The sequence below is a fragment of the Gulbenkiania mobilis genome (assembly GCA_004346645.1).
Taxonomy (GTDB): Bacteria; Pseudomonadota; Gammaproteobacteria; order Burkholderiales; family Chromobacteriaceae; genus Gulbenkiania; species Gulbenkiania mobilis.
In genome coordinates, this window is record SMDA01000002.1 from 120,090 (window position 1) to 140,780 (window position 20,691).

Annotated in this window: 19 protein-coding genes; 1 reads left to right on the forward strand and 18 read right to left on the reverse strand. The window is 64.6% G+C overall.

What is annotated here, in order from left to right:
- The first annotated feature begins 35 nt into the window (after positions 1–35).
- Entirely contained in the window at positions 36–923 is an 888-nt protein-coding gene (locus tag EV669_RS03400; RefSeq protein WP_132097887.1) for a DMT family transporter, read from the forward strand.
- Between the two features lie 43 nt (positions 924–966).
- Here EV669_RS03400 and EV669_RS03405 read toward each other — a convergent pair whose 3' ends face one another.
- From EV669_RS03405 to gatB, 18 genes are all read right to left on the reverse strand, one after another.
- On the reverse strand, positions 967–1,155 hold the full coding sequence (locus EV669_RS03405) for a hypothetical protein (protein WP_054285203.1): 189 nt from the start codon (positions 1,153–1,155) through the stop codon (positions 967–969).
- An 8-nt stretch (positions 1,156–1,163) separates the two neighbouring features.
- Positions 1,164–2,075, reverse strand: coding sequence for a UDP-3-O-acyl-N-acetylglucosamine deacetylase (gene lpxC, locus EV669_RS03410; RefSeq protein WP_054285272.1), 912 nt, complete (start codon positions 2,073–2,075; stop codon positions 1,164–1,166).
- Positions 2,076–2,172: 97 nt separating this feature from the next.
- On the reverse strand, positions 2,173–3,357 hold the full coding sequence (gene ftsZ / locus EV669_RS03415; protein ID WP_054285204.1) for a cell division protein FtsZ: 1,185 nt from the start codon (positions 3,355–3,357) through the stop codon (positions 2,173–2,175).
- A 79-nt stretch (positions 3,358–3,436) separates the two neighbouring features.
- Positions 3,437–4,675, reverse strand: a complete 1,239-nt coding sequence (gene ftsA, locus EV669_RS03420) for a cell division protein FtsA (RefSeq protein ID WP_054285205.1) — start codon at positions 4,673–4,675, stop codon at positions 3,437–3,439.
- Between the two features lie 19 nt (positions 4,676–4,694).
- Positions 4,695–5,417, reverse strand: a complete 723-nt coding sequence (locus EV669_RS03425) for a cell division protein FtsQ/DivIB (protein WP_054285206.1) — start codon at positions 5,415–5,417, stop codon at positions 4,695–4,697.
- Positions 5,407–6,318: a D-alanine--D-alanine ligase gene (locus EV669_RS03430; protein ID WP_054285273.1), complete on the reverse strand. Its 912-nt coding sequence runs from the start codon at positions 6,316–6,318 to the stop codon at positions 5,407–5,409. Before EV669_RS03430 ends, EV669_RS03425 begins: the two co-directional genes overlap by 11 nt.
- Positions 6,319–6,365: 47 nt before the next feature.
- Positions 6,366–7,757, reverse strand: a complete 1,392-nt coding sequence (murC, locus tag EV669_RS03435) for a UDP-N-acetylmuramate--L-alanine ligase (protein ID WP_054285207.1) — start codon at positions 7,755–7,757, stop codon at positions 6,366–6,368.
- 35 nt (positions 7,758–7,792) lie between these two features.
- Entirely contained in the window at positions 7,793–8,866 is a 1,074-nt protein-coding gene (gene murG / locus EV669_RS03440) for an undecaprenyldiphospho-muramoylpentapeptide beta-N-acetylglucosaminyltransferase (protein WP_318271295.1), read from the reverse strand.
- Between the two features lie 76 nt (positions 8,867–8,942).
- Positions 8,943–10,100, reverse strand: a complete 1,158-nt coding sequence (gene ftsW, locus EV669_RS03445) for a putative lipid II flippase FtsW (protein WP_200906440.1) — start codon at positions 10,098–10,100, stop codon at positions 8,943–8,945.
- The gene (gene murD, locus EV669_RS03450) at positions 10,097–11,467 is read right to left on the reverse strand and encodes a UDP-N-acetylmuramoyl-L-alanine--D-glutamate ligase (protein ID WP_055433948.1); all 1,371 of its coding nucleotides are present in this window, start codon (positions 11,465–11,467) and stop codon (positions 10,097–10,099) included. Before murD ends, ftsW begins: the two co-directional genes overlap by 4 nt.
- A gap of 7 nt (positions 11,468–11,474) precedes the next feature.
- Positions 11,475–12,560, reverse strand: a complete 1,086-nt coding sequence (gene mraY / locus EV669_RS03455; RefSeq protein WP_054285210.1) for a phospho-N-acetylmuramoyl-pentapeptide-transferase — start codon at positions 12,558–12,560, stop codon at positions 11,475–11,477.
- 4 nt (positions 12,561–12,564) lie between these two features.
- A complete protein-coding gene (locus EV669_RS03460; RefSeq protein WP_132097888.1) occupies positions 12,565–13,935 on the reverse strand; it encodes a UDP-N-acetylmuramoyl-tripeptide--D-alanyl-D-alanine ligase in 1,371 nt (456 codons plus the stop codon).
- Positions 13,935–15,410 (reverse strand): UDP-N-acetylmuramoyl-L-alanyl-D-glutamate--2,6-diaminopimelate ligase, encoded by a 1,476-nt coding sequence (locus EV669_RS03465; protein WP_132097889.1) that lies wholly within the window; start codon positions 15,408–15,410, stop codon positions 13,935–13,937. The genes EV669_RS03460 and EV669_RS03465 overlap by 1 nt, the downstream gene beginning before the upstream one ends.
- A complete protein-coding gene (locus EV669_RS03470) occupies positions 15,407–17,155 on the reverse strand; it encodes a peptidoglycan D,D-transpeptidase FtsI family protein (RefSeq protein ID WP_054285213.1) in 1,749 nt (582 codons plus the stop codon). Before EV669_RS03470 ends, EV669_RS03465 begins: the two co-directional genes overlap by 4 nt.
- The gene (gene ftsL / locus EV669_RS03475) at positions 17,155–17,430 is read right to left on the reverse strand and encodes a cell division protein FtsL (protein ID WP_318271296.1); all 276 of its coding nucleotides are present in this window, start codon (positions 17,428–17,430) and stop codon (positions 17,155–17,157) included. The genes EV669_RS03470 and ftsL overlap by 1 nt, the downstream gene beginning before the upstream one ends.
- Positions 17,427–18,389, reverse strand: a complete 963-nt coding sequence (gene rsmH, locus EV669_RS03480) for a 16S rRNA (cytosine(1402)-N(4))-methyltransferase RsmH (protein ID WP_132097890.1) — start codon at positions 18,387–18,389, stop codon at positions 17,427–17,429. Before rsmH ends, ftsL begins: the two co-directional genes overlap by 4 nt.
- The gene (gene mraZ, locus EV669_RS03485) at positions 18,386–18,832 is read right to left on the reverse strand and encodes a division/cell wall cluster transcriptional repressor MraZ (RefSeq protein ID WP_132097891.1); all 447 of its coding nucleotides are present in this window, start codon (positions 18,830–18,832) and stop codon (positions 18,386–18,388) included. The genes rsmH and mraZ overlap by 4 nt, the downstream gene beginning before the upstream one ends.
- 345 nt (positions 18,833–19,177) lie before the next feature.
- On the reverse strand, positions 19,178–20,608 hold the full coding sequence (gatB, locus tag EV669_RS03490; protein WP_054285216.1) for an Asp-tRNA(Asn)/Glu-tRNA(Gln) amidotransferase subunit GatB: 1,431 nt from the start codon (positions 20,606–20,608) through the stop codon (positions 19,178–19,180).
- Positions 20,609–20,691: the final 83 nt, after the last annotated feature.

A 20,691-nucleotide genomic window follows, 5' to 3' on the forward strand; every position in this document is an offset into this window, starting at 1 on the left:
TGTGCCGGGTTGCCTGGCCCTTCAGGATGAACTGCATGTCGTCTTCCACGACCGGCGCGCTGGAAGTGCTCGGCGCCGCCGCAGCCTTCGGCGCAATGGCCGTCTTTGCCCGGTGGGCCTACGCCGATGGGGTCTCGCCGGCCACCCTGCTCTTCCTGCGCTTCCTGCTGGCGGCGCTGGTGCTGGTGCCATGGGTGGTGGTGGCACGACTCGCCTGGCCGCGCGGACGCGCCCTGCTAGCACTGTTCCTGATGGGTGCGTTGGGATATGCGGGCATGTCGGCCTGCTACTTCAACGCGCTCAACCACGCCTCGGCCGGCACGGTGGCGCTGCTGCTGTACCTGTTCCCCGCCATTGTCCTCCTACTTTCGGCAGTGCTGTTCAAGGAACGACTGACCGGGCGCCGCCTGCTCACGCTGGCCTTGGCCTTGGCAGGGCTGGCCATCACCGTGGGTACCGACCTGTCGGCCCGACCGCTGGGTCTGCTTCTAGGCGTGGGTTCGGCCCTGATCTATGCGCTCTACATCTTGGCAGGCAGCCGCTTCGCGCAGGGAACGCACCCCCTGGCGGCCAGTGCGGTGGTGATTGCATCGGCCGCAGCCTGCAATGGGCTGCAACTCTTGATGGGCGCGGGGTTTCAGGGACCAGAAAGCTTGAAGGGCTGGGCTGCCAGTCTGGCGATGGCGTTGCTGTGTACTGTGGTTGCCATCACCCTGTTCCTGAAGGGACTGGAGAAGGTGGGCGCCACCCGGGCTTCGCTGATCTCCACTGCCGAGCCGGTGGTCACCATCGTGCTGGCCTGGATCCTGCTCGGGGAGCATCTTTCCGGCCTGCAGCTGGCAGGCGGAGTATTGATCCTGGTTGCCGTAGCACTCAGCAGCGGCGAAAAGTCCACAACCGAGGGACCGGTAAAGGCGGCCTGACCATAGATTGACCCATAGCCATGCCCAAGGTTGGCCGAAGGACTCAGCCTACCCCGGCCAGTCGCTGCACAAAGGCGATCAACCCCACCAGCACGATCACCCCCAGCGAATAGCGCAGCGCGGTACGCGCCCGTGCCAGATACACGGTATTACGGGTCAGCACATAGCTGAGCGCGGCCCAGCCGAGCATCAGGATCATGCCGATCACCCACAGCCGCAGCAGCCAGAGCATGGGCGGCCTCAGGCGGCCTCGGGCAAGCGATGGAAGCTGGACGGGGCGTCCAAGGGGTCCTTGAAGCTCACGTATTCCCAAGCGGAAGGGGTGGCCAGCAGCTGGCGCAACAGCCTGTTGTTGAGCGCATGGCCCGACTTGCAGCCGGAAAACGCGGCAATCAACGGGTGACCAATGATGTAGAGGTCGCCGATCGCATCGAGGATCTTGTGCCGCACGAACTCGTCCGGGAAGCGCAGGCCCTCCGGATTGAGGACGAATTCGTCATCGATCACGATGGCGTTGTTGAGGTTGCCCCCGCGGCCAAGGCCGTGGTTACGCATGTACTCCACTTCGTGCATGAAGCCGAAGGTACGGGCGCGGCTGATCTCATCGATATACGAATGCGAGGCGAAGTCGATTTCCACCGTCTGCGGCGCCCGGTTGAATGCCGGATGGTTGAATTCGATGGCAAGCTTCACCTTGAAGCCCTCGTGCGGCTCCAGCACCACCCACTTGTCCCCCTCTTCCACGCGCACGGTTTCCTTCACGCGGATAAAGCGCTTGTAGGCGTCCTGCTCGACGATACCGCCACTTTCCAAAAGATAGATGAACGGCGCGGAAGACCCATCCATGATGGGTATTTCCGCTGCCGTCACCTCGACGATGAGGTTATCGATGCCCAGTCCGGCAAACGCCGACATGAGGTGCTCGATCGTGCCGATACGCACGCCGGTGTCGGTCACCAGCGTGGAGGAGAGGCGCGTATCGTTCACGAGCGAGGGCTCCGCCCTGACCTCGGGCGAGCCCGGCAGGTCGGTCCGACGAAAGACGATGCCGCTGTCCGGGGGCGCGGGCAGCAGGGTGAGTTTGACCCGCTCCCCGGAATGCAAGCCGACCCCGGTCGCACTGATCGCTTTCTTGAGCGTGCGCTGCAAAATCATGTGGCGTTCACCTTGTGGATGGCCTAGGCAGCCAATCTTATCATAACCTCCATGCAGCTTTTATTGATTGACGAAAAGGATTAAATAGTCCAAATCAATCAGCCTGCTTGCGCAGGAAAGCCGGGATGTCGAAGGAATCACTCACCTCCGGGTTGGAGAAATCGGTTGAGGCCGGAGTGCGACGGCGGCCCTGACGCATGATGGCCGGCGTATCCAGATCGTCATAGTTGATGACTTCCATCGGACGGTCGTCGGTGCCGGTCTTGACGATCTTGATGTACTCCGGACGCTCCTCGCGCTGGGCCTTCTTCTGGCCCAGGCCGGTGGCGATCAGGGTGATGCGGATCGTATCCTCCGGCATATCAGCCACCTCGGCGGTACCAAACTTGATCTGTGCGTCCTCGTCGGCGTACTGACGCACGATACCCATGATCTCACGGTACTCACTCATCTTCAGGCAGCCCGGCGCGGTAGAGATGTTCACCAGTACGCCACGCGCTCCTTCAAGGGTGATGTTGTCCAGGAGCGGGCTGGCCACGGCCTGCTCGGCCGCCACACGCGCACGGTCGATGCCCGAGGCGAAGGCCGAGCCCATCATGGCCAGACCCATTTCGCCCATGACGGTACGCACGTCGGCAAAGTCGACGTTGATCAGGCCCGGGCAGGTGATCACTTCGGCGATCCCGGCCACGGCGCCCTTGAGCACGTCGTCCGCTGCACGGAAGGCTTCACGCATGGTGACGTCCTCACCCAGCACCTCCATCAGCTTCTCGTTAGGGATGACGATCAGCGAATCCACATGTTTCTTGAGGTCGTCGATGCCCGACTGCGCCACCTTCATGCGCTTGCCCTCATGCTCGAAGGGACGGGTGACCACGCCCACGGTGAGGATGCCCAGCTCCTTGGCCACTTCGGCCACGACCGGCGCGGCTCCCGTGCCCGTGCCGCCCCCCATGCCTGCGGTCACGAACACCATGTTGGCGCCACGCAGCATCTCGGCGATACGCTCCCGATCCTCCAGGGCGGCATTGCGGCCCACCTCGGGGTTGGCACCGGCACCCAGACCCTTGGTCAGGTTGTTGCCCAACTGCAGCTTCTGCGCCGCCTTGTTGCGCTTGAGTGCCTGAGCATCGGTGTTGGCGCAGATGAACTCGACGCCGTGCACATGCCCTTCGATCATGTTGTCGATCGCGTTGCAGCCACCGCCGCCAACGCCGATCACCTTGATGACGGCTTCCTGAGCCGTCTCCTGCATTACCTCGAACACCATGCCGCTCATTTTCCTCTCCTCAACAAGATGAGCATTCAAAACCCTGTCCGGCCGCCTGCACTGACCGGACAAAAATGTTGTGCCGGCCTTAAAAGTTGCCGGCGAACCAAGCTTTCATGCGTGCGAACATGTGGCCGACGCCGGCACTGTCCGTACGCGGTCCCGCCGGGGTATGGATCTGGTCCTTGCCGTACAGCAGCAGCCCCACCCCGGTGGAAAAACGCGGTGTCTTGACCACTTCGGCCAAGCCACCCACATATTTGGGCACGCCCACCCGCACCGGCATGTGGAAGACCTCTTCGGCCAACTCCACCATGCCCGGCATCAGGCTGGCCCCGCCGGTGAGAACGATGCCGGACGACAGCATGTCCTCGAAACCGGAGCGACGCAGCTCCTGCTGCACCAGCTGGAACAGCTCCTCGACCCGCGGCTCCACCACTTCGGCCAGGGTGGCACGCGACATCTGGCGCGGACCCCGCTCACCGACGCCGGGCACTTCGATCATCTGGGCCGGGTCAGCCATGCTCACCAGCGCCACGGCGTGCTGGATCTTGATGTCTTCCGCTTCCTTGGTCGGAGTGCGCAGCGCCATCGCGATGTCGTTGGTGATCTGATCACCGGCGATCGGGATGACGGCGGTATGGCGGATGGCGCCGTTGGCGTATACCGCGATGTCCGTGGTGCCGCCCCCGATGTCGATCAGGCACACACCCAGATCCTTCTCGTCCTCGGACAGCACTGCAATGGCCGAGGCCATCGGCTGCAGCACCAGATCGGAAACCTCCAGGCCACAGCGTCGCACGCACTTGGTCACATTCTGTGCCGCCGACACGGCCCCGGTGACGATGTGCACCTTGGCTTCCAGCCTTACCCCGCTCATGCCCATCGGCTCGCGCACACCTTCCTGACCATCGATGCTGTATTCCTGGGTCAGGATGTGCAGCACCTGGTGATCCGGCGGGATCGTGACCGCACGCGCGGTCTCGATCACGCGATCGATGTCCATCTGGGTGACCTCGCGATCCTTGATCGCCACCATGCCGTGCGAATTCACGCTCTTGATGTGGCTGCCGGCGATGCCGGTAAAGACTTCGTGGATCTTGCAGTCGGCCATCAGCTCGGCCTCTTCCAGCGCGCGCTGGATGGCCTGCACCGTCGACTCGATATTGACCACCATGCCCCGTTTCAGGCCACGCGACGGTGCATGACCCATCCCGATGATGTTGAGCTGCCCGTCATCCAGCACTTCCGCCACGATCGCAACGATCTTGGACGTGCCGATATCCAGGCCCACCAACATGTTCTTGCTTTCCTTCGGTTTGCTCACCTGTCGCTCCAGCTCTCGATTACTTTTTGTGCGCGGGCGGCGCCTTGTAGTCCGGCATCCGCACCGCAAATCCGTTGGGGTAACGCATGTCCACCGCCTCGATCCGGTAGGGCAGCGAGGTCAGCGTCGTCTTCCAGTTGTCCACGAAGCGCGCGGTACGAAGATCCACCTCTCCACGCCCCAGCTCCAGCATCACGCCGTTGTCCAGCGCCACCCGCCATGCACGACGGTCCGACAGAAACAGCCGGCTGGGCGCCAGCCCGACATCGGCCAGCGTGCTTCTCAGGCGACCGAGCATGGCCACCATGTCCTTCTCGCTTCCCGCCGGCCCCACCAGCACCGGCAGGGTCTGGTCGGTGGCGGCATCGAACAGCTCGCCATGGGTGTTGACCAGGCCGTCCTCTCCCCAGCGCGCCAGTGCCTTGTGTTCGTCGACCGCTATTTCCAGCGTGTCCGGCCAGCGACGGCGTACTTGTGCGTCCCGCACCCACGGCAACTTGCCGAAGGCTGCCCGCGTCTTGTCGATGTCGAGCGTGAAAAAGGTGCCCGTCAGCTCGTGTTCGGCGATGAAGCGCAGCTGTTCGGCGGTCACCCGCTTCATCTCGCCCTGGATCAGGATGCGTTTGACCGGGAACACCGGCGCATGCGTCACCCAGAACCCGGCGGCGTACAGCACCATGCCCAGCGATGCCAGCAGCAGCAGGTTCGCCAGCCCACGCAGCAGACGGTGGTTATCCCACATGGGCCGCTGCCAGAACCTTCAGGCACAGGTCTTCGTAGCTCAGTCCCTCCACCCGGGCAGCCATCGGCACCAGACTGTGGCTGGTCATGCCCGGGTTGGTGTTGGCTTCCAGCAGGTAGATACCCCCTGCCTCGTCCATCAGGAAGTCGATTCGAGCCCAGCCGCGGCAACCGAGCACACGGAACGCCTGCAGTGCCAGGTTTCGTGCCCGAGCCTCCAAGTCATCCGGTAAGCCGGACGGACAGCGGTACACGGTATCGTCGCGGAAATACTTGGCCTCATAGTCGTAGTACTCGGTGGCCGGTTCGATCTTGATCGTGGGGTACGCCCGGTCATCGATCACCGCACAGGTATACTCGCCGCCGCCGATGAACTGTTCCGCGATCACGATGCTGTCGTAGCGGCGCGCCTCCTCATAGGCGGCGCGCAGCATCCCCGGCGCCTTCACCTTGGTCACTCCGATGCTCGACCCCTCAGTCGAGGGCTTGACGAAGATCGGCAAACCCAGCCGGGCCTCCACCGCTTCAAAATCGGTGTCGTCCGTCAAGAGCTCAAAGGCCGGGATCGGCAGCCCCGCTCCTTTCCAGAGCAGCTTGGTACGCCATTTGTCCATGCTGATGGCCGAGGCCATCACCCCGCAGCCGGTGTACGGCAGCCCCATGGTCTCCAGCGCCCCCTGCAGGGTGCCATCCTCGCCGAACGGGCCGTGCAGGATGTTGAACACCCGCTCGAACCCCTCCTCACGCAAAGCCGACAGCGGCTTTTCCGAAGGGTCGAAGGGGTGAGCGTCCACCCCCCGGCTGCGTAGCGCACCCAGCACGCCGCTACCGCTCATCAGCGAGACCTCGCGCTCGGCGGAGCGCCCGCCCATCAACACTGCCACCTTGCCAAACTGCTGCATCTTCTTTCCTTGCCGGCCCGGCTCGTGACGCGGGCCCATGGTTGTTCTTACGCCTGGCTGGCGATGCGGCCGGGTACGGCCCCGATCGAGCCGGCACCCATGGTGACCACCACGTCGCCTGCACGCGCGGTGGAAAGAATCGTCTCCTGCAGGTCGCCGATCGCCTCGACGAACACCGGCTCCACCTTCCCGGCCACCCGCACTGCGCGCGCCAGGGCACGTCCGTCGGCGGCGACGATGGGGGTTTCACCAGCGGCGTACACCTCGGTCAGGAGCAGCGCGTCGGAAGAGGAAAGCACCTTGACGAAGTCCTCGAACAGGTCACGCGTGCGGGTATAGCGGTGTGGCTGGAAGGCCAGCACCAGCCGCCGCTCCGGAAAGGCACCCCGCACGGCCGCGAGCGTGGCAGCCATTTCCACCGGGTGATGGCCATAATCGTCCACCAGGGTGAAGTGCCCCCCATCCCGGGCAGGGATTTCTCCGTAGCGCTGGAAGCGGCGGCCCACGCCGGCAAACTCCGCCAACCCCTTCTGGATGGCCTCGATGCTCGCACCACACTCCAACCCGATGGCGATGGCAGACAGCGCATTGAGCACGTTGTGTCGCCCCGGCAGGTTGAGCACCACCGCGAAACGCTGCTGTGTACCGTTACGCACGACCACGTCAAAGTGCATCTGGCCGCCCACGGCACGCACATTCTCCGCATACACGTCGGCCGAAGCGTCGAGGCCGTAGGTGGTAACGGGCTTGGTGATACGCGGCCGAATCTCGCGGACGTTTGGATCATCGACGCAGAGCACCGCCCGGCCATAGAACGGCAGGCGGTGCAGGAAATCCACAAACGCCTGCTTGAGCTTGTCGAAGCTGTGGTCGTAGGTGTCCATGTGGTCGGCGTCGATGTTGGTCACCACGGCCATCACCGGCGCCAGGTAGAGGAAGGAAGCATCCGACTCGTCGGCTTCCGCCACCAGGTAATCGCCCGACCCCAGCCGCGCGTTGGTGCCGGCCGCAGTCAGTTTGCCGCCGATGACGAAGGTGGGGTCCAGGCCGGCCGCGGCCAGCACCGAGGCTGTCAGGCTGGTGGTGGTGGTTTTGCCATGGGTGCCCGCGATCGCGATCCCCTGCTTGAAACGCATTAGTTCGGCCAGCATCATCGCCCGCGGAATGACCGGGATCTGACGCGCCCGGGCAGCCTGAACCTCCGGGTTATCCGCCTTCACCGCCGTGGATGTCACCACCACGTCAGCCCCGTCGATATAGGTGGCATCGTGCCCGAAGAACACGCGAGCGCCCGCTGCGGCCAGACGCTGGGTGGCGCTGCCGTCGGCCACGTCCGAGCCGGACACGGTATAGCCGAGGTTGAGCAGCACCTCTGCGATGCCGCACATGCCGACACCACCGATGCCGACGAAATGGATGTGTTTGACCCTGTGTTTCATGTTGTTCTCGTAGCTCGGATACCTGTCCGGGCGATTTATCGTTCGTTCGTCAGTGCCTCGCACACGTCCGCCACGCGGACGGCTGCATCGGCGATGCCCAGCTTGCGGGCGGCCACGGCCATTTCCAGACAGCGCGCCCGCGTCAGGGTGCGCAGCGTTTCGGCCAACCCTTCGGCGCTCAGCGTACCCTGCGGCACCAGTTCCGCCGCACCGGCCGCGGCAAGATAGCGCGCATTGCCGGTCTGATGGTCATCCACCGCATGCGGATAGGGCACCAGCAGGCTGCCCACGCCGGCAGCGGCAAGCTCCGCCACCGTCAACGCACCGGCCCGGCAGATCACCAGATCGGCACTGGCATACGCATCGGCCATGTCGTCGATGAAGGCACGGCAGTCGGCCGCGACACCCGCTGCGGCATAGTTGGCCTGCAGCGCTTCGATCTGCTTGGCGCCAGCCTGATGCGTCACCAGCGGGCGGGTGCTCTCGGGCAGTCGGGCCAGCGCCTGCGGCACGAGATCGTTGAACACCTTGGCGCCCAGGCTGCCGCCCACCACCAGCAACCGCAACGGCCCGCTACGCCCGGCAAAACGCGTCTCCGGCGTCGGCAGCGCAGCGATTTCGCTGCGCACCGGGTTGCCCACCAGGCCATCCGTCTGGTCGAATGCGCCGGGAAAGGCATACAGTGTCCGGCTGGCGATGCGTGACAGCAGGCGATTGGTCAGGCCGGCCACGGAGTTCTGTTCGTGCACTACCAGCGGCAACCCCAGGCAGCGGCTCATCACGCCGCCGGGAAAGCCGGTGTAACCGCCAAAGCCGATGGCCAGATCGGGGCGGTGGCGCCGGATGATGGACCCGCTGCGCATCAGGGCCGTCGCCACGCGGAAAGGCATGGCCAGCTTGCGCCGCAACCCGTTGCCCCGCACACCGGCGATCCGCACTGTCTCGATCGGCAGCCCATGCTGGGGGACCAGCTTGGTTTCCATGCCGCCTTCCGCCCCCAGCCAGAACACCTTCCAGCCGCGCCGGGTCAGCTCACGGGCCACGGCCAGCCCCGGGAAGATGTGCCCCCCGGTCCCGCCTGCCATGATCATCGCCGTCTTCGTTGCCATGCTTCTCTCGTCCTGCAGCCTCGGGCTGCCTGTTCTTCGCGTCCGGGCGATCGTGCCCGGTCCGTCGCAGGTACTGCTATACCTTGTAACCGCGCATGATGCGTCGGTTTTCCCAATCCACCCGAAGCAGCAGCGCTACCGCGGCCAGATTCATCACCATGGCCGATCCCCCGAACGACATCAGGGGCAGCGTCAGCCCCTTGGTCGGCAGCAGGCCCATGTTCACACCGATATTGAAGAACACCTGGATGCCCAGCCAGATGCCCACGCCCTGCGCCAGCAGCGAGGGGTAATACCGTTCCAGCTTGCGGGCCTCCATGCCGATGTGGAACGCACGGCGCACCAGCCAGGCATACAGGCCCACAATCAGGCAGATCCCCGCAAAGCCAAACTCCTCGGCGATCACCGCCATGATGAAGTCGGTATGCGCCTCGGGCAGATAGAACAGCTTCTCCACACTGGCGCCGAGCCCAACACCGAACCATTCGCCCCGCCCGAAGGCGATCAGCGAGTGACTGAGCTGGTAGCCCTTGCCGTAGGGGTCGTCCCACGGGTCCATGAAGCCCAGCACCCGCTTGAGCCGGTACGGTGACAGTACGATCAGCAGCACTACCGCGGTCACGGCCATTACCGCCAGCCCGCTGAAGATGCGCAGGTTGATGCCACCCAGGAACAGGATGCCCATCGCGATGGTCATCACCACCATCAGCGCACCAAAGTCCGGCTCGCGCAGCAGCAGAAAGGCTACCGCCACCATCGCCATGAACATCGGCGCGAAGCCTTCCTTCAGGCTGTGCAGCTTGTGGCTTTTGCGCACGGTGTAGTCCGCGGCATAGATCACGGTGGCGAACTTCATGATCTCCGAGGGCTGGAGATTGAAAACCACCAGCGAGATCCAGCGCCGTGAGCCATTGACTACCTTGCCGATCCCGGGAATGAGCACCAGGATCAGCAGCACCAGGCCGATCAGGAACACCCTGCCTGCATTCTTCTGCCAGAAAGCGGTGGGAAACTGGAAGACCCCGTAGGCCACGCCCAGCCCCACGGCCATGAACAGCACATGGCGCATCAGGTAGAAGTATCGGTTGTGCGTGCCCGCATCCGCTTCGGCATAAGCGATCGAGGCCGAATACACCATGACCAGGCTGATCGACAACAGCAGCGCGATCGCCCAGGCCAGCGCTTCATCGAGCGCGGTGATTGGGCTGTAGCGGCGGGCGCTGTTGACCATCATGGTGCGGTCTCCGCTTCCAGGCTGCGCACGGTGTCGATAAATACCTGGGCGCGATGGGCATAGTTGCGGAACATGTCCAGGCTGGCGCACGCCGGTGATAGCAGCACCACGTCTCCGGCTTCGGCCAACCCTGCGGCCTGCCGGGTGGCGTCCTCCAGGGTGGCGCACTCTACCAGAGGCACGCCGCTGTCAGCGAGCGCGGCCTTGATCTGCGGGGCATCCCGGCCGATCAGCACCACGGCCCGGGCGATGCGTGCACAGGCCGGCGCCAGCGGCGAAAAGTCCTGCCCCTTGCCGTCGCCTCCGGCGATCAGCACCACCGGGCGGGTCATGCCGTTGAGCGCCGCCTCGGTCGCGCCGACATTGGTGCCCTTGGAGTCGTCAATGAAAGTGACCCCTGCCACATCTGCCACGAACTCCACGCGATGCGGCAACCCCCGGAAGGTAGACAGTGCCGCCAGCAGCACCGGGCGCGACAGACCGATGGCCTCGGTCAGTGCCAGGGCCGACAGGGCGTTGGCCGCATTGTGCAGGCCCTGCAGCTGCAGCGCCCCGGCCTCAAGCAGGCGCTCGCCGCTGGCGGTGGCCAGCCAGTGGCAGCCGTCCTCCTCAAGGAGGGTGTAATCGGCGGTGCGGTCCTTCAACGAGAACCAGCGTACGGGGCGGCCGGCGCGTACCATCGCCCGGCAGAAGGCATCGTCCCGGTTAAGCACCTGCACGCCCTCGCCGCTGAAGATGGCAGTCTTGGCATGCGCGTAGTCCAGGAGGTCGTTGTAGCGGTCCAGATGGTCTTCGGAGATGTTGAGCACCGCTGCGGCATCGGCCGCAAGGCTGCGGGTGGTTTCCAGCTGGAAGCTCGACAGTTCGAGGACCCAAACATCTGGCTGGCGGCTACCGGCCCGCTCCAGCAGCACATCGAGCACCGGCAGACCGATGTTGCCGGCCACCACGGTGTCCAGCCCGGCGGACTGGCACAAATGCCCTACCAGGCTGGTGACGGTGGTCTTGCCGTTGGAACCGGTGATCGCGATCACGCGGGCGCCACTGCCGCGCGTAGCCCGCGCCCAGAGTTCGACATCCCCCACCACCTCGCCGCCGCGCTGGCGGTAGGCGGCAATGGACGGTGTCGAAAGCGGCACCCCCGGGCTGATCACCAGCATGTCCGCATCGCTGAAGGTGCTGTCGGCAAACACCCCGGCACGCAGTGCCACGCCCGGCAGCGCTTCGGCCAACCTGTCGGCATTGGGCGGGGTAGTGCGGCTGTCGGCCACCGTCACGCGCGCGCCCTGCGCCAGCAGCCAGCGCGCGGCCGAAAGCCCGGTGTCTCCGAGCCCGACGACGATGATGTGGCGTTCGGCAAGGTTCATCTCGGCCTCAGCGCAGCTTGATGGTGGAGAGGCCGGCAAGCACCAGCATCATGGTGATGATCCAGAAGCGCACAACCACCTGCGTCTCTTTCCAGCCCTTCAGTTCGTAGTGGTGGTGCAGCGGGGCCATGCGGAACACTCGCTTGCCGGTCAGCTTGAACGAGCCGACCTGGATCATGACCGACAGGGCCTCCACCACGAACAGCCCGCCCATGATGAACAGTACAATTTCCTGGCGCACGATGACGGCTACCGTTCCCAGCGCCGCGCCCAGGGCCAGTGCGCCGACATCACCCATGAACACCTGCGCCGGATAGGCGTTGAACCACAGGAATCCCAGGCAGGCCCCGCAGATGGCGGCGCAGAACACCACTACTTCATGCGCCCCCGGGATGAACGGCAGGCCGAGGTACTTGGAAAATACCGCGTGGCCGGCCACATAGGCGAAGATCGACAGGCCGGCTGCCACCAGCACCACCGGCAGGGCCGCCAGCCCATCCAGCCCGTCGGTGAGGTTAACCGCATTGGAAGTGCCCACGATCACGAAATACGTCAGCACGCAGAAACCGACCGCGCCTAGCGGATAGGCGATGTTTTTCACGAAAGGCACGATGAACTCGGTGGAGGCGGGCAGCCGGGCGGTCAGGATCAGGAAGAGCGCCGCGCCAATGGCAATGGAGGACTGCCATACGATCTTGAAGCGGGCCGAGACACCGTTCGGGTCCTTGTAAACCACCTTGCGCCAGTCATCGTAGAAGCCGAGCGCGCCGGTACCGAACAGGACGGCCAGCAGCAGCCAGACGTACGGGTTGGCCAGATCCGCCCACAGGAGGGTGGTCAGGCCGATGGACAGCAGGATGAGCGAGCCGCCCATCGTCGGGGTGCCAGCCTTGATGAGGTGCGTCTGCGGGCCGTCGTTGCGAACGGCCTGCCCCACCTTCAGTTCGGTCAGCTTGCGGATGACCCACGGCCCCATCAGCAGTGAGATGGTCAGCGCTGTCAGCGTGGCCATCACCGCGCGCAGGGTGACGTAGTTGAAAACATTAAAGGCCCGGACGTATTCGCCAAGCCAACCAGCCAGCCAGAGCAGCACTTGTTCAAACTCCCACTTTGTTTTCTTGTTCTGCTGCGAGCAGATGGTCCACCACCCGCTCCATGCGCATGAAGCGCGACCCTTTTACCAGTACGGTCGCACCGGCAGGCAGATGCGCATCAAGATGGGCATTCAACGCCTCGATGCTGTCGAAATGCAGGGCGCCCTCGCCAAAGGCCGCCACGGCCTCGGCACTCAGCGTACCCAGAGCGAGCAGGACGTCGACATGCTGCTCGCGCGCAAACACACCTACTTCTGCATGCAGGGCCGGCGCGGTTTCGCCCAGTTCGCCGATGTCGCCCATCACGAACCAGCGCGGCGGCATGGCGCGGCCGAGCACGGCCAGACCGGCCTTCATCGAATCGGGGTTGGCGTTGTAGCTGTCGTCGATCACCGTCACACCCCGCTGCGTGCTGCGACGCTGCAAGCGCCCCTTGGCGCCGCCGAAGACACCGAGCCCGGAGGCTACGGCCCGCAGGGGCACCCCCAGCCCGCTGGCCACGGCTGCGGCGGCCAGGGCATTGCGCACGTTGTGTTCGCCCGGAGAGGGCAGATGCACGTCGCACTCCCCTTCGGGGGTGACGAGCAGGAAACGGCTGGAATCCTCCATCAGCACCACGTCGCGCGCGGTCACGTCGCCGCTGCCCAGGCCGAAGGTGAGGATGCGGTGGCTGCCGGCAGCCTCGCGGAAGAGCCCGGCATGAGGGTCGTCGGCATTGACGATGGCCACTCCATCGTCAGGCAGCCCTTCGAAGATCTCCGCCTTGGCGCGGGCAATCGCTTCCACGCCGGAAAACTGCCCCAGATGGGCGCGCATGGCGTTGTTGACCAGCGCTACCTGCGGCCGCGCCAGACGCGAAAGATAGCGGATCTCGCCGCTGTGGTTCATGCCCATTTCCAGCACGGCATAACGATGTGCCGGCTGCAGCTTCAGCAGCGTCAACGGCAGGCCGATGTCGTTGTTGAGATTGCCGGCGGTGGCCAGCACGCCCTCGTTGCCGGCGTGAGCGCAGAGGATGGCGGCCAGCATCTCCTTGACGGTGGTCTTGCCGTTGGAGCCGGTCACCCCTACGCGCACCACCGACAGCGTATCCGCCCAGCCCGCAGCCAGCCGGCCCAGCGCCAGGCGGGTGTCGCCCACCTCCACGTACGCGCCGTGAGCAACCGCTGCGCCTTCACGCACCACCACACCTGCCGCCCCGCGGGCCAGCACGTCGGCCACGAATTCGTGGGCGTCAAAGCGCTCGCCTGCGAGCGCGACGAACAGGTCACCCGGCTCCACCGCACGGCTGTCGGTCACGATCCGCACGACCTCGGCATCGGTGCCGACCAGTTTGCCACCCGTCCAGCGGGCCACATCGGAAAGGCGCATCATCAATGGCGCTCCCACTCGGTGAGAGCCTGTTCGGCCACACGGAAATCGGAGAACGGACGCTTCACACCCGCCACATCCTGGTACTCCTCGTGCCCTTTGCCGGCAATGAGGACGATGTCGCCGGACCGGGCATCGCGGATCGCCCAGTGGATGGCCCGGGCGCGGTCCACTTCGATATGCCCGGTACGCTGCATGCCGGCGCGCACCTGCTCGATGATGGCCAGGGGATCTTCGGTGCGCGGGTTGTCGCTGGTAACCACGGCCACATCCGCGATGCGCGCCGCGATCGCCCCCATCATCGGTCGTTTGCCCGGGTCGCGGTCGCCGCCGCAACCGAACACACAATAGAGCCGGCTATCGGCCGCACGGATTTCCGCCAGGGTGGACAGGGCTTTTTCCAGCGCATCCGGGGTGTGTGCATAATCCACCACCACCAGCGGCTCGTTGGCGCCACCGATGCGCTGCATCCGTCCGCGTGCAGGCTGGATCTGACCCAGTACCCGGGCAGCTTCGGCCAGCGGTACGCCATTGGCGCACAGCGTCGCCAGGCAGGCCATCAGGTTGGCGGCGTTAAAGCGCCCCAGCAGGGCACTGCGCAAGCTGATCGTACCCCACGGCGTGGTGACTTCCAGTTGCAGGCCGTCCAGGTTGGCCGAAAGGCTGAGCGGGCGCACGTCGCCCTGCTCCAGGCCGTAGGTGATCACTTGGGTGCGGCTGCGGTCGATCCGAGCGGCCAGTTCACGGCCAAAAGTATCATCGGCGTTGACGACTGCATGCTTCAGCCCTTCCCAATGGAAGAGCTTTTCCTTGGCCGCTCCGTAGGACTCCATCGAGCCGTGGTAATCCAAATGATCTCGGGTCAGATTAGTGAACACGGCGGTGGCAAAGCTCACACCGTTCACGCGACCTTGGTCCAGGCCGTGGCTCGAGACCTCCATCGTGACCGCACGCGCGCCTTGGCGACGGTATTCGGCCAGCTTCTGCTGCACCGTGACGGGGTCGGGCGTGGTGTGGGTGGTTTCGGTCAGGGCACCGTAGAAGCCGTTGCCCACCGTACCGATCAACGCTGCCTTCTGGCCCAGCAGCGAGAAGGCCTGCGCCAGCCAGTGCGAGATGGAAGTCTTGCCGTTGGTGCCGGTGATGCCGATTACCGCCATGTCCCGGCTGGGATAGCCGTACAGGTGGGCAGCCACGAGGCCGGCCCGCTGTGAAAGATCAGGCACTGGCAGATGCGGCACTGCCCACTCTTCTTTCCAGGCAAAGCCGTCGGCCGGGTCCCACAGCACGGCGGCCGCGCCCTTGGCCAGAGCCTCGGCGATGTAGTTTCGCCCATCGGCATATTCACCGCGGCAGGCCAGGAAAATGTCGCCCGGCAGCACCCGACGGCTGTCGGACTCCACGCGCTTGAAGTTCGCGCCAAAAGCGTCAAGCGCCGCCATGTCCCAGGGCGGCAGCGACGTCAACAGGCTTTTCATGTTTCTTCCCGTACTTCCGGCATGTCACTTACCGGTAGCAATGTATTGTTAGAAGGTGCATCGGGTTCCACCCCGAGAATCCGCAGGCTGCCAGCCATGATGTTGGCGAAGGCCGGGCCGGCCACGGTACCGCCGTAATAGCTGCCACCCGTGGGTTCGTCCACCATCACCGCCACGATCAGGCGGGGGCGGGTGGCCGGTGCCAGACCCACGAACAGGCCCACGTGCTTGTTGGCGGCATAACTGCCATTGACCAGCTTGCGTGCGGTGCCCGACTTGCCGGCCACGTTAAAGCCAAGCACTTGGGCACGCGTGGCCGTACCACCAGCCTGGGTCACGGTCATCATCATTTCGCGCATCTGGCGCGCTGTTTCCGGCCGGATCAGCTGCTTGCCCGGCATGGCACCGTTGAGGCGGGTAAACGACACCGGCAGCAACTGGCCATCGTCCGTGAAAATGGTGTAAGCCCGTGCCAGCTGCAGCAGGCTCACCGACACGCCATAACCGAAGGACATGGTGGCCTGTTCGATCGGGCGCCAGCTTTTCCAGTTGCGCAGCCGGCCGCTGGCCTCGCCCGGAAAACCGGACTGTGGGCCGCGGCCGAAGCCGACCGCATCGTAGAACTGCCACATCGTTTCCGGCGGGAACATCAGCGCCATCTTGGAAGCCCCGACGTTGCTGGACTTCTGGATGATGGTGGTCACGTCCATGCTGGGCTGCGAGTGGGTATCGCGCACGGTGGCCGGACCGATCATGTAAGGCCGGGTGTCCATCCAAGTATGCGGTGTCACCTTGCGCGCCTCGATCGCCATCGCCACCGGGAAGGGCTTCATCGTCGACCCCGGCTCGAACTGGTCGATTACCGCGCGGTTGCGCCGGCGCTCCAAGTCGAGTTCCTTGCGGTTATTGGGGTTGTAGGAGGGCACGTTGGCCATGGCCAGCACCTCGCCGCTGCGCCCGTCGAGCACGATCACGCTGCCGGCCTTGGCCTTGTTTTCCTCCACGGCCGCCTTCAGCTCGCGGTAGGCGAGATACTGGATACGGTGATCGATCGAGAGGGTGAGGGTCTGCCCGTTCTTGGGGCTCTCGATGGCGGCCACATCCTCGATGATGTGACCACGGCGGTCCTTCAGCACCACGCGACGGCCGTTCTTGCCAGCCAGCATCTTCTCGCGTGCCAGTTCCACGCCTTCCTGGCCCTTGCCGTCGACACCGGTAAAGCCGATCAGGTGGGCCGTGACCTCGCCAGCGGGATAGAAGCGGCGGTACTCCTGCTGCTTGGCGATGCCGGGAATACCCAGGCCCACCACTCGCTCGGCCAGCTCGGGGCTGATCTGGCGCTTGAGATAGACAAATTCGCGCTTGCGGTCCGACAGCTTGGCCGCGATGTCCGCAGGAGACATTTCCAGGAGGCGCGCCAGCTCGCGCAGTTTGGCCGGAGGCACCGGCTCCATGTCCGCGGGGCTCGCCCAGATGGTCTGCACCGGCGAGCTCAGGGCCAGAGGCTCGCCGTTCCGATCGGTGATCACCCCCCGGTTCGCCTCCAGCACCAGGGCACGCCGGAAGCGGGCCTCACCTTGGTTGAGCAGGAAGTCCTGCTGCACCACCTGCAGGTACACCGCCCGACCGATCAGGGCCAGGAACAGCACGCCCAGCACCAGCAGAACGCATTTGACCCGGCCGGGCGTCATGCGCAGGGCCGGGCTTGCAGGCGGAGTCCGCTGGTTGAGGGAATAGGCGCGCATCAGGTGCCTCCCTTGGGTGTCACTACCTGGATCTGCACCGGATCGGGCACATGCATGCCCAAGCGGGCCGTGGCCGACCGCTCGATCACCGCGTGCGCGCCCCAGGTACTCTGTTCGAGCAGCAGCTGGCCATACTCCACCTCCAGCTGGTGCGCGGACTTCTGCTCGCGCTCCAGGTCACCGTACAGCTTGCGCGCCACGTGCTGGGACGTCACCACGGCCCAGGCACAGCCGATGGCGATAATCAGCAGGATGGCGTTCAGCCGATGCATCATGACTGGGTCTCCGGCCACGGGGCGGCGGTCCGCTCTGCCACGCGCATGATCGCACTGCGGGCGCGGGGGTTGGCCGAAACCTCCTCTGTGCTGGCGCGCACCGCCTTGCCCACCAGGCTGAGCGGAGGCTGCGCCAAGTCGCTTGCCCGTACCATCACCCATGCCGGGAGCGTGTCGGTGGTGGAGGCATCACGCAGGAAATGCTTCACCAGCCGATCCTCCAGCGAGTGAAAGCTGATCACTGCCAGGCGGCCCCCTTCGGCCAAGCATCGGGCGGCTGCGGGCAGCACATTCTTCAACTCTTCCAGCTCACGGTTGATGAAGATCCGGATGGCTTGGAAGGTCCGCGTCGCGGGGTCCTGGCCCGGTTCGCGAGTACGGACGTTTTGCCCAACGAGGACGGCGAGCTCGCGCGTGGTCTCGACGGGCTTGATGCAGCGCTGCGCAACAATGGCTGCTGCAATCTTGCGAGCAAACCGCTCTTCACCATAAGTCTTGATCACCTCTGCTATGTCGGCCTCTTCGGCCGACGCCAGCCATTCGGCGGCCGTCTGGCCGCGGCTGGTGTCCATGCGCATGTCGAGCGGCGCATCGAACCGGAAACTGAACCCCCGCCGACCGTCATCGATCTGCGGGGACGAAATACCAAGATCCATCAGGATGCCGTCCACCTGCCGGATGCCGCGGCCGCTCAGGGCTTCGGCCAACGTTTCGAAACCGGCGTGTACGATGGAGAAGCGTGGATCGGCCAGGGCCAGCGTTTCAGCAACGGCCACGGCCTCCGGATCCTTGTCGAAGGCCACCAGCCGTCCCTGCGGCCCAAGCCTTTCCAGAATGAGGCGGCTGTGCCCGCCCCGGCCAAAGGTACAGTCCACGTACAGACCGTCGGGCCGGATGGCAAGCGCCTCGACCGCCTCGTGCAGCAGCACGGTGCGGTGCTCGAATGAAACCTGCGTCACAACGTGAAATCTCCGAGATGGGCGGCAAGTTCGGCCGGATCAAGCGCCAGCGCCTCGTCGGTCTGAGCTTCCCAATCAGCGGCATTCCACAGCTCGAAACGGTTACCCATCCCCACCAAGGCCAGATCGCGCCCCAGCCGGACCTTGTCGCGCAGGCCGGCCGGCAGCAGAATGCGCCCGGCTCCATCCATTTCCAGTGTCTCGGCATAACCCATCACCAGACGCTGGTATTTCTTCAGTACGGGGTTGCCGGCAGGCAGGGCGAGCAGTCGCTCGAGTACGGGTTTCCAGTGCTGTTCGGGGTAAATGAGCAGATGGTCGAAGGACTCCAAAGTCACCACCACGCGCGGGCCAAGTGTCGATAGCAATACCTCGCGCTGCCGGGCCGGAATGACCAGGCGCCCCTTGCTATCGAGCGACAGACTGCTGACACCGCCAAACATGATGAACGCCCAAGATGGCCCTGTAGACACGAGGCTTACGCCCCACTTTTACCCACTTTTCCCCACTTCCCGCCACTATATGAAAGAAGCCCGGGGCGGTCAACACGGCTCAGAAGGCGTTTCACCTTTTGCGACAAAGACTTAAGTGCATAAGCATCTGCTCAAAAACGATTAAAATCAGTTACTTAAAAGCCGCACTAAAAGTCACCTGTGAATTCGGACGAAACGGGCTCTTCCACAGGGCGACGCCGCTGGAACCAAAAGCGTCGCCCGCTCGTGGCGGGAAAAAGACAGGCGGGCCGACCCGTGAGGATCGGCCCGCCCGGAGGGAGGGGGCAGCGCCCGTCAGCCGGCGAGCTTGTTGCGCAGGATTTCCTGCACCTGGGCCGGGTTGGCCTTACCCTTGGAAGCTTTCATCACCTGGCCTGCCAGCGCATTGAGCGCCTTTTCCTTGCCGGCACGGAATTCCTCCACTGCCTTGGGGTTGGCGGCAATGGCTTCTTCCACCATTTTCTCGATGGCCCCGGTGTCGGACACCTGCTTGAGGCCGTCGCGTTCGATGATGGCGTCGGCGGAGAGATCGCTCTCCCACAGCGCGTCGAACACCTGCTTGGCCAGCTTGCTGGACAGGGTGTTGTCGGCGATGCGGACGATGAGGCCGGTGAGCCGCTCGGCACTGATCGGGCACTCGGCGATATCCTTGCCCTCACGGTTGAGGCGGGCGGCAATCTCACCGTTGACCCAGTTGGCGGCGAGTTTGCCCTGACCGCTGGCGCTGGCGACCGCTTCGAAGAACATGGCAGTAGCGCGGCTGGTGGTCAGCAGGGCGGCGTCATACGCCGACACGCCGAACAGCGCGACAAAACGGTTTTTCATCGCGTCCGGCAGCTCGGGCATCGCCGCGCGAACAGCCTCGATCTGCGCCTCGCTGATGTGCACCGGCAAAAGATCCGGGTCGGGGAAATAGCGGTAGTCGTGCGCGTCTTCCTTGCTGCGCATCATGCGGGTTTCGCCGGTATCCGGATCGAACAGCACAGTGGCCTGCTGGATACGCCCACCATCCTCCAGCGTGTCGATCTGCCACTGAATCTCGTATTTGATGGCCTGCTCAAGGAAACGGAAGGAGTTGAGGTTCTTGATTTCGCGTCGGGTGCCGAACTCGGCCTGGCCGAAGGGACGTACCGAGACGTTGGCATCCACACGGAAGCTGCCTTCCTGCATGTTGCCATCGCAGATGCCCAGCCAGGTCACCAGCGTGTGCAGCGCACGGGCGTAGGCGACGGCCTCCTCCGGCGAACGCATGTCCGGCTCGGACACCACCTCCAGAAGGGGCGTACCAGCACGGTTGAGGTCGATGCCAGTCATGCCGTGGAAGTCTTCGTGCAGGGATTTTCCGGCATCCTCTTCCATGTGGGCGCGCGTCACGCGGATGACTTTCTCAGCCTCGCCGACCTGGATGGCCAGCCTGCCGTGCTCGACGATCGGCTGCTCCATCTGGCTGATCTGATAGCCCTTGGGGAGATCGGGATAGAAGTAGTTCTTTCGCGCAAACACGTTTTTGCGGTTGATGGTGGCGTCCAGCGCCAACCCCAGGCGGATGGCCTTTTCCACCACTGCCCGGTTCATTACCGGCAGCACACCCGGAAAGGCCAGCTCCACGGCGGACGCCTGTGTATTGGGCTCGGCGCCGAACGCCGTGCTGGCCCCGGAAAAGATCTTGGAAACGGTGTTGAGCTGCACATGCACTTCAAGACCGATGACGACTTCCCATTTCATGGTGGAGAAATCCTTATGCTTGCGGATCGGGGTTGGCCGAAGCCTTCGGCCAACCCTGGTGTGATGCGACTGCAGCCTTGGGC

Bases quoted from the DNA above. Each gene is read 5' to 3' on its own strand.
- EV669_RS03400 (WP_132097887.1), top strand. From the start codon at position 36: ATGTCGTCTTCCACGACCGGCGCGCTGGAAGTGCTCGGCGCCGCCGCA.
- EV669_RS03405 (WP_054285203.1), bottom strand. From the start codon at position 1,155: ATGCTCTGGCTGCTGCGGCTGTGGGTGATCGGCATGATCCTGATGCTC.
- ftsZ (WP_054285204.1), bottom strand. From the start codon at position 3,357: ATGAGCGGCATGGTGTTCGAGGTAATGCAGGAGACGGCTCAGGAAGCC.
- EV669_RS03425 (WP_054285206.1), bottom strand. From the start codon at position 5,417: ATGTGGGATAACCACCGTCTGCTGCGTGGGCTGGCGAACCTGCTGCTG.
- EV669_RS03430 (WP_054285273.1), bottom strand. From the start codon at position 6,318: ATGCAGCAGTTTGGCAAGGTGGCAGTGTTGATGGGCGGGCGCTCCGCC.
- murC (WP_054285207.1), bottom strand. From the start codon at position 7,757: ATGAAACACAGGGTCAAACACATCCATTTCGTCGGCATCGGTGGTGTC.
- murG (WP_318271295.1), bottom strand. From the start codon at position 8,866: ATGGCAACGAAGACGGCGATGATCATGGCAGGCGGGACCGGGGGGCAC.
- ftsW (WP_200906440.1), bottom strand. From the start codon at position 10,100: ATGATGGTCAACAGCGCCCGCCGCTACAGCCCAATCACCGCGCTCGAT.
- murD (WP_055433948.1), bottom strand. From the start codon at position 11,467: ATGAACCTTGCCGAACGCCACATCATCGTCGTCGGGCTCGGAGACACC.
- EV669_RS03460 (WP_132097888.1), bottom strand. From the start codon at position 13,935: ATGATGCGCCTTTCCGATGTGGCCCGCTGGACGGGTGGCAAACTGGTC.
- EV669_RS03465 (WP_132097889.1), bottom strand. From the start codon at position 15,410: ATGAAAAGCCTGTTGACGTCGCTGCCGCCCTGGGACATGGCGGCGCTT.
- EV669_RS03470 (WP_054285213.1), bottom strand. From the start codon at position 17,155: ATGCGCGCCTATTCCCTCAACCAGCGGACTCCGCCTGCAAGCCCGGCC.
- ftsL (WP_318271296.1), bottom strand. From the start codon at position 17,430: ATGATGCATCGGCTGAACGCCATCCTGCTGATTATCGCCATCGGCTGT.
- mraZ (WP_132097891.1), bottom strand. From the start codon at position 18,832: ATGTTTGGCGGTGTCAGCAGTCTGTCGCTCGATAGCAAGGGGCGCCTG.
- gatB (WP_054285216.1), bottom strand. From the start codon at position 20,608: ATGAAATGGGAAGTCGTCATCGGTCTTGAAGTGCATGTGCAGCTCAAC.